Consider the following 14,455-nt stretch of genomic DNA (forward strand, 5'->3'; position numbering starts at 1 on the left):
CATGTTCGCTGGCCCGGGGTGAACACTCGTGGAAGCGTCCGTTCAGCGCGGCGGCAGCAGCTTGGCCGGGTCGACGGGCTTGCCGAGACGGCGCACTTCGAAGTGCAGCTTGACGTTGTCGCTCTCGGTGGAACCCATTTCGGCAATCCTCTGGCCCTTGCGCACGACTTGATCCTGCTCGACCAACATGGCCCGGTTGTGGGCATAGGCGGTCAGGTAGGTGTTGTTGTGCTTGATGATGACCAAGTTGCCGTAGCCGCGCAACCCCGAGCCGGCGTAGACCACGCGGCCATCGGCCACGGCGTAGACCGGGTCGCCCGGCTTGCCGGCGAAGTCCAGGCCCTTGTTGCGCTGCTCGTCGAAACCGGCGCTCACCGGTTGCGAGGTCGGCCAGGCCCACGACAGCGTGTCGTCGTCAGCGGCTGATTCCTTCGGAGATTCCTTGGGCGCCTCCTTGGGCGCTTCCTTGACCGCGGCCGCTGGCGTGCTGGCCGCCGAGGCGGCGCTGGCGGAGTTCACCGGCGCCTTGGCATCCAGAGGTCGGGTCTCGATCTTGGGCGCAGTTGCGATGGGCTTGGCGGTCACGGCGCTCGGGTCCAGGCCCGGCGGGACCACGCGCAGCACCTGTCCGACCTCGATGCGGTTCGGGTTCTCGAGGTTGTTCCACTTCGCGACGTCGCGCCAGCTCTGCCCGTTGTCCAACGCGATGCGGATCAGCGCGTCGCCCGGCTTGACGGTGTAGTAGCCCGGCTTGCCGGCGTTCTCGGCACCCGGCGGTGGCTTCACTTCGGCCGCAGCCGCCGAGGCTGCCGACGCCGGTGCGGCGGGTGGTGTGACTCGAGCAGCCTGCGGGTTGCGATCCTCGACCGGCGCACGGTGCAGGGAGGTACCGCAGGCAGTCAGCAGCAACGAGGTGAGAACAACGGAGAGAAAACGCAAGCTTGAGGGCATCGTGTGGCTAAAGCACGTTGGAAGGCCGACCCGATTGTGTGGCGCGGTGCGCCGGCGGCCCCGTCAGACGACGCCCGATTTTAGGGGGACGAACAAAACGGCCTCGTGTTCGCTCCGAACCCAGTGGCTGCGGCCGCCCTCCAGCAGATGGTCCAGCACCACCAACACTTGGCCGCGGCCGCTGGCGGTCGGGGCAATGAGCCGGCCGCCCGGCGCCAGTTGTTCCAGCCAGGCTGGAGGGATGTCCTCCCCCCCGGCCGCCGCGATGATGCTGTCGAAAGGGCCGCTGGGCGCATGACCCAGACGACCATCGCCCCAGATGAGGCGCGGCGCTCGCGGCAGGGCCAGACGCTGCAGGTTCTGCCGCGCCTTGTCATGCAGCCCCTGCAGCCGCTCGATGGACGTGACCTGCCGCGCCAGCAGCGCGATGACGGCCGCCTGGTAGCCACAGCCGGTGCCGATCTCCAGCACCCGCCCCAGCGAGCCACGCTGCTGCGCGCCGCGGCCCGCCAGCAGCAGGCCGAGCATGTGGGCCACCACCGAGGGTTTGGAGATGGTCTGCCCATGCCCGATGGGCAAGGCGGTGTCTTCATAGGCCTGGGCAGCCAGCGCGCTGTCCACGAACTCGTGACGCGGCACGGCCGCCATGGCGGCGAGCACCTGCTCGTTGAACTTTCCCTCGGCGCGCAGCCGCGCGACCATGCGCTCGCGCACGGCGCCACCATCCAGGCCGGTGCCGCTGGGCCGCGCCAGCTTGGCCGCGTCGGCCGTGGCCTGGCGCAGATGGCGCTGCGGCATCAGCAACTCACGCTGCGGCGCGGCAGCCGACTTGAGGCTGGCAGGAAAGCGCTTGGGTGCGCTCATTCAAAGACCCAGGCGCTGCTTCCAGCTGCCGAGCGAGGCGTGCTCGGTGAGATCCACCTGCAGCGGCGTGATGGAGACTCGTCCGTGGGCCGTGGCGTGGAAGTCGGTGCCCTCGCCCGCATCTCGCGCATCGCCGGCAGGACCGATCCAGTAGATGGTCTCGCCCCGCGGGTTGACCTGCTCGATGATGGCCTCGGCCGAGTGACGCCGCCCCAGCCGTGTGATCTGGCGGGGCAGGCGGTCCGCATCCGCGCGGTTCGGGATGTTCACATTCAGCAGGAAGGGCTGGCCCAGCCCGCCAGCGATGACCTGCTCGACGACGCTGCGCGCCGTGCGGGCCGCGGCCTCCAGTTCGCCCCAGCCCTTCTCGGCCTGCGAGAAGGCGATGGACGGGATGCCGAAGAGATAGCCCTCGGTGGCGGCCGCGACCGTGCCTGAATAGAGCGTGTCGTCGCCCATGTTGGCACCGTTGTTGATGCCGGAGAGCACCAGGTCAGGCCGGTAGCCGAGCAGGCCGCTCAAGGCGAGGTGGACGCCGTCGGAGGGTGTGCCACTGACGTAGCGAAAGCCGTTGGCGGCGCGGTAGACGTTCAGCGGCCGGTTCAGCGTCAGGGAATTGGACGTGCCGCTGGCGTTCTGCTCGGGCGCGATGACGTCGATCTCGCCGAGCCCCTGGCAGGCCTGAACGAGGGCCGCGAGGCCGGGGGCAAGGTAGCCGTCGTCGTTGGAAATGAGAATGCGCATGACCGAGATTGTAGGGAGAGCGTCACCTGCGAGACCGGGTGTAACACCCTGGATTCCTATCATGGACGACCCGACGATGAAGGAGACCTCGATGAAGGCATGGCTGTGCGAAAACCCGGTGGGCGTGGAAGCGCTGCAGTGGCGCGAACTGCCCGCCCCCGCCCTGGCGGCCGGCCAGATCCGGGTACAGATCAAGGCGGCCAGCCTCAATTTCCCGGACCTCCTCATCGTGCAGAACAAGTACCAGATGAAGCCGCCCCTGCCCTTCGTGCCCGGGACGGAGTTCTCGGGCGTCGTCAGTGAAGTCGGCGAAGGCGTCAAGGGCTTTGCCGTCGGCCAGCGCGTGGCTGCCTTCGGCGGGCTCGGCGGCTTCGCAACCGAGGTCTGCATCCCCGCAGCGCTGGCTATGCCGCTACCGGAGGGGTTTGTGTTCGAAGACGCGGCCGCCTTCATCTGCACCTATGCCACGAGCCACCATGCGCTGATGGACCGTGCCGCCCTGCAACCGGGTGAAACCGTGCTCATCCTCGGCGCGGCCGGCGGCGTCGGCACGGCCGCGCTGCAGATCGCCAAGGCCGCCGGCGCGCGCGTCATCGCGGCCGCCGGCAGCGACGACAAATGCAAGGCCTGCCAGGCCCTGGGCGCAGATGCCACCATCAACTACGCCACGCAGAACCTGCGCGACGAACTCAAGGCCCTGACCGAAGGCAAGGGACCGGACGTCATCTATGACCCGGTCGGCGGCGATCTGGCCGAGGCGGCCTTTCGCTCCATCGCCTGGCGTGGACGCTACCTGGTCATCGGGTTCGCGCAGGGTGCCATTCCTTCGTTGCCGCTGAACCTGGCCTTGCTCAAGGGCGCGTCGCTGGTGGGCGTCTTCTGGGGCGAGTTCGCCAAGCGCGAGCCCGGCCGCAATGCGCGCATGCTGGGTGAACTGGCCGCCTGGTACGGCGCTGGCAAGGTCAAGCCGGTGCTGGACCGCGTGCTGCCCATGGAGCAGCTGCCCGCCGCCTTCGCGCGCATGGCGGCTCGCGAGGTGGTCGGCAAGTTGGTTCTTACCAATCCTTGAAGCCTGAAACGGGGGCGCGTTGTGGCCGCTTCGCGGCGGGTTTACCAGAGGGCGTGCGCTACATTCCCCCTTGATTCGACAGCCGCCTTCCGCGCCCCAGCGCCATGACCGTCAAAGTTCTCATCATTGAAGACAACCCCGTGGCCCGAAGCTTCCTGTGCCGGGTGGTGCGTGAGAGCTTCAGCGATGCGATGGAGATCACCGAGGTCGGCGATCTCGAGAACGCGCGGCGGCAGGTGGCCAAGTTCGGCGGCGCGAATGGGGACGTGGGCTTCAAGCTCATCCTGGTCGACCTCGAACTGCCCGACGGCAATGGCATGGAGTTCCTGACCGAGATCAACGGCTCCACGGCCATCAAGATCGTCACGACGCTCTACTCCGACGACGACCACCTCTTTCCGGCGCTGCAATGCGGCGCCGATGGCTATCTGCTGAAGGAAGACCGCTTCGAAGTGCTGGTGGAAGAGCTCCAGCGCATCGTGCGTGGACAGCCGCCGCTGTCGCCGGCCATCGCGCGCCGGCTGCTGTCGCACTTCCGCCCGAGTTCCAGCGACAGCGGCACCATGCCGCTGAACTCGGGCTTCGGCGCGCTCTCGACCTCGCAGGCCGCGTTTGCCAACAGCCGCAGCGTGGCACTGGACCCGCCGCCCGAATGGGAGCGCCTGACGCCGCGTGAGAGCGAAGTGCTGACCTACCTCAGCAAGGGCTTCACGATCAAGGAGATCGCGAACCTGATGGGCATCAAGTGGTTCACGGTCAACGACCACATCAAGAGCATCTACAAGAAGCTCAACGTCAGCAGCCGGGCCGAGGCCGCGGTGCTGGCGTCCAAGCAGGGTCTGGTCTGAACCGTCGCCCCGCTGACAAAGCCCTGGTCCGCCAGGGCTTTGTCGCTTCTTGGGCTCAGCGCGGGCGCAGCTTCACGCCGGGGAAGTCGACCGGCACGTCCAGGGCCACGTTCACGTAATTGGTGAACAGGTTGAGTGCGACGTGGGCCACGATCTCGACCACCTGGCCGTCATCGAACCCCGCTGCACGCAGCGCGGCCACATCGTCTGCGCCGACCTGCCCACGCTGCTCAACCAACTGCAGCGCAAACCGCAGGGCCGCCGCCGTGGCGGGGTCGGCTGATTGCCCGGCCTGGGCGGCACTCATGGCCTCGGCGGTGGCACCGGCCTTGCGACCGAGGGCGGTATGGGCTGCGAGACAGTAGTCGCATCGGTTGCGGTCCGCCACGGCCACCGCAATCTGCTCGCCCAGCCGCGCCGGAATGCGGCCGCCTCCGAGGGCGCCGAAGAAGCCCCACATCGCCTGCAGGGCGGCCGGCGAGTTGGCCACAGCGCGGAACATGTGAGGCGTCGCCCCGAAGGCGCCGTGCACGGCGGCCAGCAGCGCACGGCTGGCCTCGGGCGCCTCGGCACCCAGCACGAGAGGAACGCGGGCAGCAGCAGAAGTGGTGGTCATGGAGAAGCCTTTCAGTGGCAGTGGAGAAGGCCTCCACTGTGGCGCCCCAATCAAGACGAAAGGTATCTTCCAGTCTCGCAAATCAACCCAATCATCCATGACCACCGCACTCCCCCTGGACCGCCTGAGCCCGCTGTTCGAACGCTTTCGCGTGCGGGCGAGCCTCTTCCATGCCGGGCCGCTGTGCGGCGTGACCCACTTCGACGCCCAGCCGGGGCGAGGTTTCCTGCATGTGATGCGCCGCGGCGAGATGACCGTCCAACATGCGGCGGAGACGGGCCTGGTGCAGCGGCTCCAGGTGAGCGAGCCCAGCCTGGTGTTCTATCCGCGCCCCCTGGCGCATGACTTCCACAATGCACCGGCGGACGGCGCCGATTTCGTTTGCGCCTCGCTGGACTTCGAACCCGGCCATCCGCTGGTGCAGGCCCTGCCGCCGCTGGTGGTGCTGCCGCTGCACCGGGTGGCGGGGCTGTCGGCCACGCTGGGGCTGCTGTTCGGCGAGGCCGAGCAGGTGCGGTGCGGCCAGCGGTTGCTGGCCGACCGACTGTTCGAGGTGCTGTTGCTTCAGCTGCTTCGCTGGATGCTGGAGCAAGCCGATGCGCCCCTGCCCCTGGGCCTGATGCGCGGGCTGAGCGATCCCGCCTTGGCACGTGCCTTGACCGCGCTGCATGCCGACCCGGGGCGCGCCTGGTCGCTGCCGGCCATGGCCAGCGAGGCCGGGCTGTCGCGCAGCCGCTTCGCGGCGGTCTTCCGCGACGCGCTGGGCCAGACACCCGCCGACTACCTGGCCGACTGGCGCCTGAGCATCGCCCGCCGCGAACTGCGCGCCGGCAAACCGCTGAAGGTGCTGGCCGCGGAACTGGGCTATGCCAACGCCTCGGCACTGAGCCGCCTGTTCGTGCACAAGCATGGCGGGCTGTCCCCGCGCGCCTGGCTGCAGCAGCAGGCGGGGTAAAGTGACGGTCATGTCGCGCCCCGGCCGCTTCCTCGTGCTTTGCCTGCTGCTCGTGCTGCTGCCTCTGCGCGGCGTGCTGGCGGCCAGCGCCATGGGCTGCGAGGCGCTGCCGCAGCCTGCCGCTCAACACGAACAGCACCCGGGCCATGAAGGTCATGAAGCGCACCAGCAGCACGAAGGCCACGACCCGCGCGCCGCTGCCGGCAACGACCACCATGCCGCTGGCAAGCCGTGCAAGCTCTGTGCCCCGTGCTGCCTGGCCGCCGCGCCCCCGCCGGTGATGCTGCTGGACACCCATCTCACGATGCCCGCGGCCCGCGTGGCCGGCGCGCCGGCCGAGGCCTGGGTGGGCATCGTGCCGCCCCTGCCCGATCCGCCGCCAAGGGGCTGACTCTCTCGCCGCTGTCGCGCCGCTTCGTCCCGCACCTCGGGGCAGGCGGCTCCGTGCTCATCCAGCCCGAGAGGCCTGCATGTTCTCCCTGCTTGTTTCGCGAGCGCCCTTGGGCGCCGCCTTGTTGCTGGCCGGCTGCGCCAGCCTTCCCCCCGACGCTCCGTTGCAGGACGTCAACCGCTTGACCCAGGCCCACACCGGCCAGCCCGTCGCCGCCCAAGCCATGGACGCGAGCGAGGTTGAAGCTGCGCTGCGCGCGCCCTTGTCCATGGACGAAGCCGTGCGCCTGGCGCTGCGCAACAGCCGCGCCCTGCAGGCACGCCTGTCACGCCTGGGCGTCACCGCCGCCGAAGTCGCCGAGGCAGGCCGCCTGCCCAACCCGGGCTTCACCTTCAGCCGCCTGACCCGTGGCAGCGAGGTGGAACTGGAGCGCGGCTGGCACATCGACCTTGCCCGGCTGCTGACGCTGCCACTGGTACGGCAGGTCGAGGCCCGCCGCCTGGACGGCGAGCAGCGCCAGGCTGCGGCCGAGGTGCTGGCCCTGGCCGCTGACACGCGACGCGCCTGGGTGCGCGCCGTGTCGGCCGAAGAGACGCTGGTCTATCGGCGCCAGGTGATGGACGCTGCGGCGGCCGGCGAAGAGCTCGCCCGCCGCATGCAGGCCGCCGGCAACTTCAACGCCCTCGCCCGTGCGCGCGAACAGAGCTTTGCGACCGAAGCGCGGCTGAACCTCGCGCGCGCCGAGGCCCAGCGCCTGGCGGCGCGCGAGCGGCTGGCTCGCCTGCTCGCCCTGGACGACGTGCAAACTGCCCGGCTGCGCCTGCCGGAGCGGCTGCCCGAATTGCCCACCGCGGCACGCGGGCAGCCGGACGTCGACACCCTGGCCCTCACCCAGCGCCTGGATGTGCAGGCGGCGCGCCTGGCACTGGAACAAGCGGCCCGCCAGACCCAGCTCGCCCAGACCACACGTTGGGTGTCGATGCTGGAGCTGGGCACGGTGCGCAACACGGCCAATGACGCGCCCGTGCAACGCGGCTGGGAGGTCACGCTGGAGCTGCCACTCTTTGGCCCCGGCCCCCTGCCGCGCGCGCAGGCGCTTGCCGCCGTTGCCGCGCACGAGGCCGCAGCCACCGCACTGCGCGCTCGCTCCGAAGTGCGCGAGGCTTATGGCCTGTACCGCAGCGCCTGGGAGATCGCGCGCCAGCATCGTGACGAAGCCCTGCCGCTGGCACGCCGCATCTCCGACGAACAACTGCGGCGCTACAACGCGATGCTGATCGGCGTCTTCGAGCTGCTGGCCGATGCGCGCGCCCAAGTAGCGGCCGTAAGCGCCGCTCAGGAGGCCTTGCGTGACTTCTGGCTAGCCGAGGCCGATCTCGATCAAGCCCTGCTCGGCCCCGTCGCGCCGTCGCTCCCCCAGGCCGGCAGCACGCCCGCGGCGGCTGCAGCCGCTGCCCACTGAATTCCGAGGATTGCCATGTTCAATCGACGCTCCCTGCTCGGCGCGGCCTCGCTCGCAGCCGTGTCCAAGGCGGCCCTGGCGGCCGTGCCCGAACCCGTCATCCAGACCTCCCCTGACACGCAGGCGCCGCACCTGCCGCCCAACGGGCGCCCCTACAACCCGGTCGTCACCCTCAATGGCTGGACGACCCCCTGGCGCATGAACCAGGGCGTGAAGGAGTTCCACCTGGTTGCGGAGCCGGTGGTGCGCGAAATGGCGCCCGGCTTCAAGGCTCGGCTGTGGGGCTACAACGGCCAAAGCCCCGGGCCCACCATCGAAGTGGTGGAAGGCGACCGCGTGCGCATCTTCGTCACCAACCGCTTGCCTGAGCCCACCAGCATGCACTGGCACGGCCAGCGCCTGCCCAATGGCATGGACGGCGTCTCCGGCCTGACCCAACCGGCCATTCCGCCAGGCAAGACCTGGGTGTACGAGTTCGTCGCCCGCCGCCCGGGCACCTTCATGTACCACCCGCATGCCGACGAGATGGTGCAGATGGCCATGGGCATGATGGGGCTGTGGATCACCCACCCCAAGGCACGGCATCCGCAGATCGACGAGGTCGACCGCGACTACGCCTTCCTGCTGAATGCCTACGACATCGAGCCCGGCAGCGCGACGCCCAAGATCATGACCATGCTCGACTTCAACCTGTGGAGCTGGAATAGCCGCGTCTTCCCGGGAATCGCGCCGCTGGTGGCACGCCAGGGCGACCGCGTGCGCATCCGCATCGGCAACCTGACGATGACCAACCATCCCATCCACATCCACGGCCATGAGTTCACCGTGACGGGCACCGACGGCGGCCCCGTGCCGCGCACCGCGCGCTGGCCCGAAGTGACGACCGATGTGGCCGTAGGCCAGATGCGGCAGATCGAGTTCATCGCCGACGAGGAAGGCGATTGGGCCTTCCATTGCCACAAGTCGCACCACACGATGAATGCGATGGGGCACGGTGTGCCGACCATGATCGGCGTGGACCAGAGCGACCTCACCGAAAAGATCCAGCAACTCTTGCCGGACTACATGGCCATGGGCTCGAGCGGCATGCACGAAATGGCCCACATGCACATGCCCGGGCCTGACAACACCGCACCGATGATGACCGGCGACGGCCCCTTCGGCCCGATCGGCATGGGCGGCATGTTCAGTGTCCTGAAGGTGCGCCGCGGCCTCAAGCGCGGCGACTACAGCGACCCCGGCTGGTTCCAGCATCCCGCCGGCACGCTGGCCCGCGAGGTGGGCGATGCACCGCCGGCGCCCCAAGCACCGGGCACCCCCGCCGAGCCGGCGTCAGCCGACGTGCAGGTGCGCAAGCCGCAGGGGCATCACGGGCATTGAGCCGCGCCCAAGAAAAAGCCCGCCGGGGCTGCCGGCGGGCTTGTCTTGGCGGAGAGGGAGGGATTCGAACCCTCGGTACGGGGATACCGTACGCCTGATTTCGAGTCAGGTACATTCGACCACTCTGCCACCTCTCCTGGTGTTGATCGCTGTGGTGCGAAGCCAGCCATTATAGCCAGCTTTTTCAGGCTCAGGGGCGAAGTGTGTCGACACCGCCCATGTAGGGGCGCAGCGCTTCAGGCACGGTGATGCTGCCGTCGGCGTTCTGGTAGTTCTCCAGCACCGCCACCAGCGTGCGGCCCACCGCCAGGCCGGAGCCGTTGAGCGTGTGGACCAGCTCGTTCTTGCCCTGGGCATTCTTGAAGCGCGCCTGCATGCGGCGAGCCTGGAAGGCGCCCATGTTCGAGCAGGAGCTGATTTCGCGGTACGTGTTCTGCGCCGGCAGCCACACCTCCAGGTCGTAGGTCTTGGTGGCGCCGAAGCCCATGTCGCCCGAGCACAGCAGCATGGTGCGGTACGGCAGGCCAAGCTTTTGCAGGATGGCCTCGGCATGCCGGGTCATCTCTTCCAGCGCATCCATGCTGTGATCGGGGTGCTCGATGCGCACCATCTCGACCTTGTCGAACTGGTGCTGGCGGATCATGCCGCGGGTGTCGCGGCCGGCCGAGCCAGCTTCGGAGCGGAAGCAGGGGCTGTGCGCGGTCAGCTTGACGGGCAGCTCTTCGGCCTTGAGCACGCTCTCGCGCACGGTGTTGGTCAGCGAGATCTCCGACGTCGAGATCAGGTACTGCTCGGTCTGCTCGTCGTCGCCACCGCGCAGCACCCAGAACATGTCTTCCTTGAACTTGGGCAGCTGGCCCGTGCCTTCGAGAATCTCGCGGTTGACGATGTAGGGCGTGTAGCACTCGGTGTAGCCGTGCTCGGTGGTCTGCACGTCGAGCATGAACTGCGCCAGCGCCCGGTGCAGGCGCGCCACCGCCCCCTTCAGGAAGGTGAAGCGCGAACCCGAGAGCTTGGCGCCGGTTTCAAAGTCCAGGCCGAGCGGTGCGCCAAGGTCGACGTGGTCCTTGACGTCGAACTCGAAGCGGCGCGGCGTGCCCCAGCGGCGCACTTCAAGGTTGCCCTGTTCGTCGGAGCCGATCGGCACGCTGGCGTCGGGCAGGTTGGGCACGCCCATCAGCAGCTGATTGAGCTCGTGCTGGATGGCGTCCAGCCGCTCGGCGCCGGCCTTGAGTTCATCGGCGATGCCGCCGACCTCGGCCATCAGGGCCGAGGCATCCTCGCCCTTGCCCTTGGCCATGCCGATCTGTTTGGACAGGCTGTTGCGGCGAGCCTGCAGCTCTTCGGTGCGGGTCTGCACGCCCTTGCGTTCGGCTTCCAGCGCCTTGAAGCGCTCCACGTCCAGGAAGGGCTGCGGGTTCTTGCGCGCGGTGAGGCGCTCGATAACGGCATCGAGGTCCTTGCGCAGTTGGGTGATGTCAAGCATGGGTGTCCTTGGGGTATTCAGAGACGACAGCGGCGCCGAAGTCAGGCGCCGCCGGGAGCAGGAAGCGCCGGCGTCAAGATCGGGACGCACTCACCTCGGCCATGGACTTGTCACCCAGGCCCATCGGCAGCGGGAAGCGCACATGCTCCTCCACGCCCGGCAGACTGCGAACGGTCGTCGCGCCCAGCGTGCGCAGGCGGTCGATGACGGCCTGCACGAGCACATCAGGCGCCGAAGCGCCGGCCGTCAGTCCCACGCGCGGCCGGTCTTCCAGCCATTCGGCCTTCAGGTCCTCCGCCGCGTCGACCATGTAGCCCGGCGTGCCCAGGCGCTCTGCGAGTTCACGCAGCCGATTGCTGTTGGAGCTGGTCGGGCTGCCGACCACGATGACCACGTCGACCTGCGGTGCCAGCACCTTGACCGCGTCCTGGCGGTTCTGCGTGGCGTAGCAGATGTCCTGCTGCTTGGGTTCACGCACCTGGGGGAAGACGCGCTTGACCTCGGCCAGGATGTCAGCCGCGTCATCCACGCTGAGGGTCGTCTGCGTGACCACGGCGAGCTTGGACGGGTCCTTGACCTTCACGCGGGCCACGTCCTCGACCTCCTCCACCAGGAAGATGCCGTCGGACAGCTGGCCCATCGTGCCCTCGACCTCCGGATGGCCCTTGTGGCCGATCATGATGAATTCGTAGCCCTCGCGGTGCAGCTTGGCCACCTCGACGTGGACCTTGGTCACCAGCGGGCAGGTGGCGTCGAACACCTGGAAACCCCGGGCTGCCGCCTCGCGGCGCACCTCCTGGCTGACCCCGTGCGCGCTGAACACCAGCGTCGCGCCGGCCGGCACTTCCGCCAGGTCTTCGATGAAGATGGCGCCGCGCGACTTCAGGTCATTGACGACGTAGGTGTTGTGGACGATCTCGTGACGCACATAGATCGGCGCCCCGAACTTGACCAGCGCCCGCTCGACGATCTCGATGGCGCGGTCCACGCCGGCGCAAAAGCCCCGCGGCTCAGCCAGCACCACTTCCTGGGGATGGACGACGCCGGTCATCACAGCACCCCGATCACTTGCACCTCGAAGCTGACCGGCTGGCCAGCAAGCGGGTGGTTGAAGTCGAACAGCAGCGCTTCGTCGCCGAGCTCACGCACGACGCCGGCATAGCCGCCCTGCCCGTCCGGGCCCGGGAACTGCACCACATCGCCGACGTGATAGGTCTCGTCCGGGTCGCCGAGCTGACGCAGCAGCGACAGCTTGACCCGCTGCAGCAGCTCGGGGTTGCGATCACCGAAAGCCTCACCGGGCGCGAGCTCGAAGCGCTCGTGCGCGCCCTCGGGCAGGCCGATGAGGCGCGCCTCGATGGCAGGCGACAGCTGGCCGGCGCCCAGAGACAGCGTGGCGGGCTTGTCGTTGAAGGTATTGACGATGTCGGCGCCGTCCGGGCCCGAGAGCCGGTAATGCAGCGTGAGGAAGGAGCCGGCCTGGATGGGGTTCATTGGCAAGGGTTGGAAGCGCTTGGCTAGACTGCCGATTTTATGCCGCTGACCCACCTGCCCCCGGATGCACGCCCGCGCGAGAAGCTCCTCGCCCGGGGTCCGCAGGCGCTGGCGGACGCTGAATTGCTCGCCCTGCTGCTGCGCACCGGCGTTCAGGGCATGCCCGTGCTGCAGCTCGCCCAGAGCCTGCTGGACCGATTTGGCGGCTGGGCGGGCCTGCTGGCGACCGACACCCAGCAACTCGGCCAGGTCAAGGGCCTGGGCCCGGCCAAGCGGGCGGAGATTGCGGCGGTGCTCGAGATCACCCGCCGCTCGCTCGGGCAGCGCTTGGCCGAGAAGGCCACCCTGACCGACGTCGGCACCGTCAAGACCTACGTGCGCCTGCACCTGGGCGGCCTGGGCCATGAGGTGTTCGCCGCCCTGTTTCTGGACGCCCAGCTGCGGCTGATCGCGCTGGAGACGCTGTTCCAGGGCTCGCTCACCTCCACCACCGTGCACCCGCGCGAGGTCGTCAAGCGCGCGCTGGCCCTGGGCGCCGGCGCCGTCATCCTCGCGCACAACCATCCCAGCGGCCATGCCGAGCCATCGCAGGCCGACGAACTGCTGACGCGGCGCCTGACCGATGCCCTCGCGCTGGTGGATGTGCGCGTTGTCGACCACCTCGTCGTGGGTGGCAACGAGGTCGTGTCCTTCGCCGAGCGGGGGCTGCTGTGAGCAAGGTGGTGCGCAGCCTGGCGGACCTCAAGCCGTTGGCCCGGGAGCTCGCGGCCGCGCGGCTGGCCGCCGAGGTCGAGCGGGAGCGCGTGGCAGCCGCCCTGCGCCTGGCAGAGCAGGAGCGCCGGGTGTTTGAACTGACGGTCGGCCCGGTGACGCCCTTGCGCCAGGTCGACCGCGTGCTGCATGAACGCGAACAGCCCGCTCCCGAGCCGCGCCAGCGTGAGGCGGACGAGCGGGCCGTGCTGCTGCAGGCGTTGTCCGACGAGATCGACATCGACACCCTGCTCGACACCGACGAGACCCTGTCGTTCCGGCGTGACGGCATCAGCCTGGAGGTGGTGCGCAAGCTGCGGCGCGGCCACTGGGCACTGCAGGGCCAGCTCGACCTTCATGGCCTGCGCCGGGACGCGGCGCGCGAGGCCCTCGGCCAGTTCATCCACGACAGTGCGCGGCGCGGGCTGCGCTGCGTGCGCGTCATCCACGGCAAGGGTCACGGCTCGCCGGGGCGCGAGCCGGTGCTCAAGGGCCGGGTGCGCCGCTGGCTGGTGCAGAAGAACGAGGTGCTCGCCTTCGTGCAGGCCCGGGCCAGCGACGGCGGCGCGGGCGCCTTGATGGTGCTGCTGAACGGCACGACCTGAAGCCGGGCTGACGACTCACTGACGTGCAGTGGGGAAACTTGCCCGCGTCGCGCCGCCGCGACGCGGCCTAACGCCATTGACCGTGCGCTGCCCGCGGGGGTAGTCTGGCCCGCAACATGCCGCGGCGCCGCAAGCGTCTCGGGACACGAGGTTTCCACTGCCACCCCGAGGAGAGCCCATGAACCTGTCCCGCCAATCGCCCGCCCCGACCCGCTACGCGGGCATCGGCCTGGTCGTCGCCCTGCATCTTGCGGGCATCTACGCGCTCAGTGCAGGGCTGATCAAGCCGACGGCCAGGCCGAACGACGTGACCACCCTGGTGCCGGTCAAGGACGTCGACTCGACCCCGCCCAAGCCGCAAGACCCGATCAAGGCGCAGCAGCCCACGCTGACGCCGCCGGTCATTCATCCACCCATCATCATGGACACCTGGGACGTGGCGCCCGCGGCACCCACCGCCTCGCCGGGCGTTGACACGGTGCCTGCCGTGCCGGGCGGCGCTGGCCTGGCCACCGGCGGCAGCGGCACGGCGGCCACGGTCATCCCTGCCGTGGCCGCCACCACCGGCATCTCGGCGCCGGGCGCGGTCTGTTCGGTGATGCCGCGCCCTGAAGTGCCGGCCGTCAACTGGACGGGCGACGCGGTGCTGCAGGTCGTCGCCACGGTGCGCGGCGGTCGCGTGGTGCAGACCGATTTCCGCGTCACTCAGGGTGCGCTCGACGGCAAGACGCGCCGTGCACTGCAACGCTCGGTCGACACTGCCCTGGCGGGCTATCAGTGCCAGGGCGACGCGATGTTCCAGCAGGACTTCGCGTTCCGCATCGACTGACGACGCCGTCG

The 14,455-nt window shown here is 69.1% G+C and carries 16 protein-coding genes and 1 tRNA gene; 9 read left to right on the forward strand and 8 right to left on the reverse strand.

Annotated features, from left to right (window positions below; all coding sequences use genetic code 11):
- Nucleotides 1-42: 42 nt before the first annotated feature.
- From CDO81_RS03600 to surE, 3 genes are all read right to left on the reverse strand, one after another.
- On the reverse strand, nucleotides 43-951 hold the full coding sequence (locus tag CDO81_RS03600) for a peptidoglycan DD-metalloendopeptidase family protein (protein ID WP_088481766.1): 909 nt from the start codon (nucleotides 949-951) through the stop codon (nucleotides 43-45).
- Between the two features lie 63 nt (nucleotides 952-1,014).
- On the reverse strand, nucleotides 1,015-1,815 hold the full coding sequence (locus CDO81_RS03605) for a protein-L-isoaspartate(D-aspartate) O-methyltransferase (protein WP_088481767.1): 801 nt from the start codon (nucleotides 1,813-1,815) through the stop codon (nucleotides 1,015-1,017).
- On the reverse strand, nucleotides 1,816-2,559 hold the full coding sequence (gene surE / locus CDO81_RS03610) for a 5'/3'-nucleotidase SurE (RefSeq protein ID WP_088481768.1): 744 nt from the start codon (nucleotides 2,557-2,559) through the stop codon (nucleotides 1,816-1,818).
- A 91-nt stretch (nucleotides 2,560-2,650) separates the two neighbouring features.
- On the opposite strand from surE, the gene CDO81_RS03615 reads away from it, so the two are divergent.
- Nucleotides 2,651-3,628 (forward strand): NADPH:quinone oxidoreductase family protein, encoded by a 978-nt coding sequence (locus tag CDO81_RS03615; RefSeq protein WP_088482428.1) that lies wholly within the window; start codon nucleotides 2,651-2,653, stop codon nucleotides 3,626-3,628.
- Nucleotides 3,629-3,732: 104 nt separating this feature from the next.
- Entirely contained in the window at nucleotides 3,733-4,476 is a 744-nt protein-coding gene (locus tag CDO81_RS03620) for a LuxR C-terminal-related transcriptional regulator (protein ID WP_088481769.1), read from the forward strand.
- 55 nt (nucleotides 4,477-4,531) lie between these two features.
- Here the strand turns inward: CDO81_RS03620 and CDO81_RS03625 are convergent, their stop codons facing one another.
- A complete protein-coding gene (locus CDO81_RS03625) occupies nucleotides 4,532-5,092 on the reverse strand; it encodes a carboxymuconolactone decarboxylase family protein (RefSeq protein WP_088481770.1) in 561 nt (186 codons plus the stop codon).
- 97 nt (nucleotides 5,093-5,189) lie between these two features.
- On the opposite strand from CDO81_RS03625, the gene CDO81_RS03630 reads away from it, so the two are divergent.
- From CDO81_RS03630 to CDO81_RS03645, 4 genes are all read left to right on the forward strand, one after another.
- Nucleotides 5,190-6,047, forward strand: coding sequence for an AraC family transcriptional regulator (locus CDO81_RS03630; protein ID WP_088481771.1), 858 nt, complete (start codon nucleotides 5,190-5,192; stop codon nucleotides 6,045-6,047).
- A gap of 10 nt (nucleotides 6,048-6,057) precedes the next feature.
- Entirely contained in the window at nucleotides 6,058-6,438 is a 381-nt protein-coding gene (locus CDO81_RS03635; RefSeq protein WP_144397125.1) for a hypothetical protein, read from the forward strand.
- Between the two features lie 79 nt (nucleotides 6,439-6,517).
- Nucleotides 6,518-7,900: a TolC family protein gene (locus tag CDO81_RS03640; RefSeq protein WP_088481773.1), complete on the forward strand. Its 1,383-nt coding sequence runs from the start codon at nucleotides 6,518-6,520 to the stop codon at nucleotides 7,898-7,900.
- Between the two features lie 15 nt (nucleotides 7,901-7,915).
- Nucleotides 7,916-9,280, forward strand: coding sequence for a multicopper oxidase family protein (locus tag CDO81_RS03645; protein WP_088481774.1), 1,365 nt, complete (start codon nucleotides 7,916-7,918; stop codon nucleotides 9,278-9,280).
- Between the two features lie 46 nt (nucleotides 9,281-9,326).
- Here CDO81_RS03645 and CDO81_RS03650 read toward each other — a convergent pair.
- From CDO81_RS03650 to CDO81_RS03665, 4 genes are all read right to left on the reverse strand, one after another.
- Nucleotides 9,327-9,417, reverse strand: a tRNA-Ser gene (locus tag CDO81_RS03650).
- Nucleotides 9,418-9,470: 53 nt separating this feature from the next.
- Nucleotides 9,471-10,766 carry a serine--tRNA ligase gene (gene serS, locus CDO81_RS03655; RefSeq protein WP_088481775.1) on the reverse strand — a complete coding sequence of 432 codons (1,296 nt, stop codon included), beginning with the start codon at nucleotides 10,764-10,766 and terminating at the stop codon, nucleotides 9,471-9,473.
- 73 nt (nucleotides 10,767-10,839) lie between these two features.
- Nucleotides 10,840-11,817, reverse strand: a complete 978-nt coding sequence (ispH, locus tag CDO81_RS03660; RefSeq protein ID WP_088481776.1) for a 4-hydroxy-3-methylbut-2-enyl diphosphate reductase — start codon at nucleotides 11,815-11,817, stop codon at nucleotides 10,840-10,842.
- Nucleotides 11,817-12,260: an FKBP-type peptidyl-prolyl cis-trans isomerase gene (locus CDO81_RS03665; RefSeq protein WP_088481777.1), complete on the reverse strand. Its 444-nt coding sequence runs from the start codon at nucleotides 12,258-12,260 to the stop codon at nucleotides 11,817-11,819. The genes ispH and CDO81_RS03665 overlap by 1 nt, the downstream gene beginning before the upstream one ends.
- Nucleotides 12,261-12,299: 39 nt before the next feature.
- Between CDO81_RS03665 and radC the strand changes: the two genes are divergently transcribed.
- From radC to CDO81_RS03680, 3 genes are all read left to right on the forward strand, one after another.
- Nucleotides 12,300-12,974: a RadC family protein gene (gene radC / locus CDO81_RS03670; protein WP_088481778.1), complete on the forward strand. Its 675-nt coding sequence runs from the start codon at nucleotides 12,300-12,302 to the stop codon at nucleotides 12,972-12,974.
- A complete protein-coding gene (locus CDO81_RS03675) occupies nucleotides 12,971-13,615 on the forward strand; it encodes a Smr/MutS family protein (RefSeq protein WP_088481779.1) in 645 nt (214 codons plus the stop codon). The genes radC and CDO81_RS03675 overlap by 4 nt, the downstream gene beginning before the upstream one ends.
- A gap of 178 nt (nucleotides 13,616-13,793) precedes the next feature.
- Nucleotides 13,794-14,444: a hypothetical protein gene (locus CDO81_RS03680; protein ID WP_088481780.1), complete on the forward strand. Its 651-nt coding sequence runs from the start codon at nucleotides 13,794-13,796 to the stop codon at nucleotides 14,442-14,444.
- Nucleotides 14,445-14,455: the final 11 nt, after the last annotated feature.

Origin of the sequence: Roseateles puraquae (assembly GCF_002205845.1) — a bacterium.
Classification (GTDB): Bacteria; Pseudomonadota; Gammaproteobacteria; order Burkholderiales; family Burkholderiaceae_C; genus Pelomonas; species Pelomonas puraquae.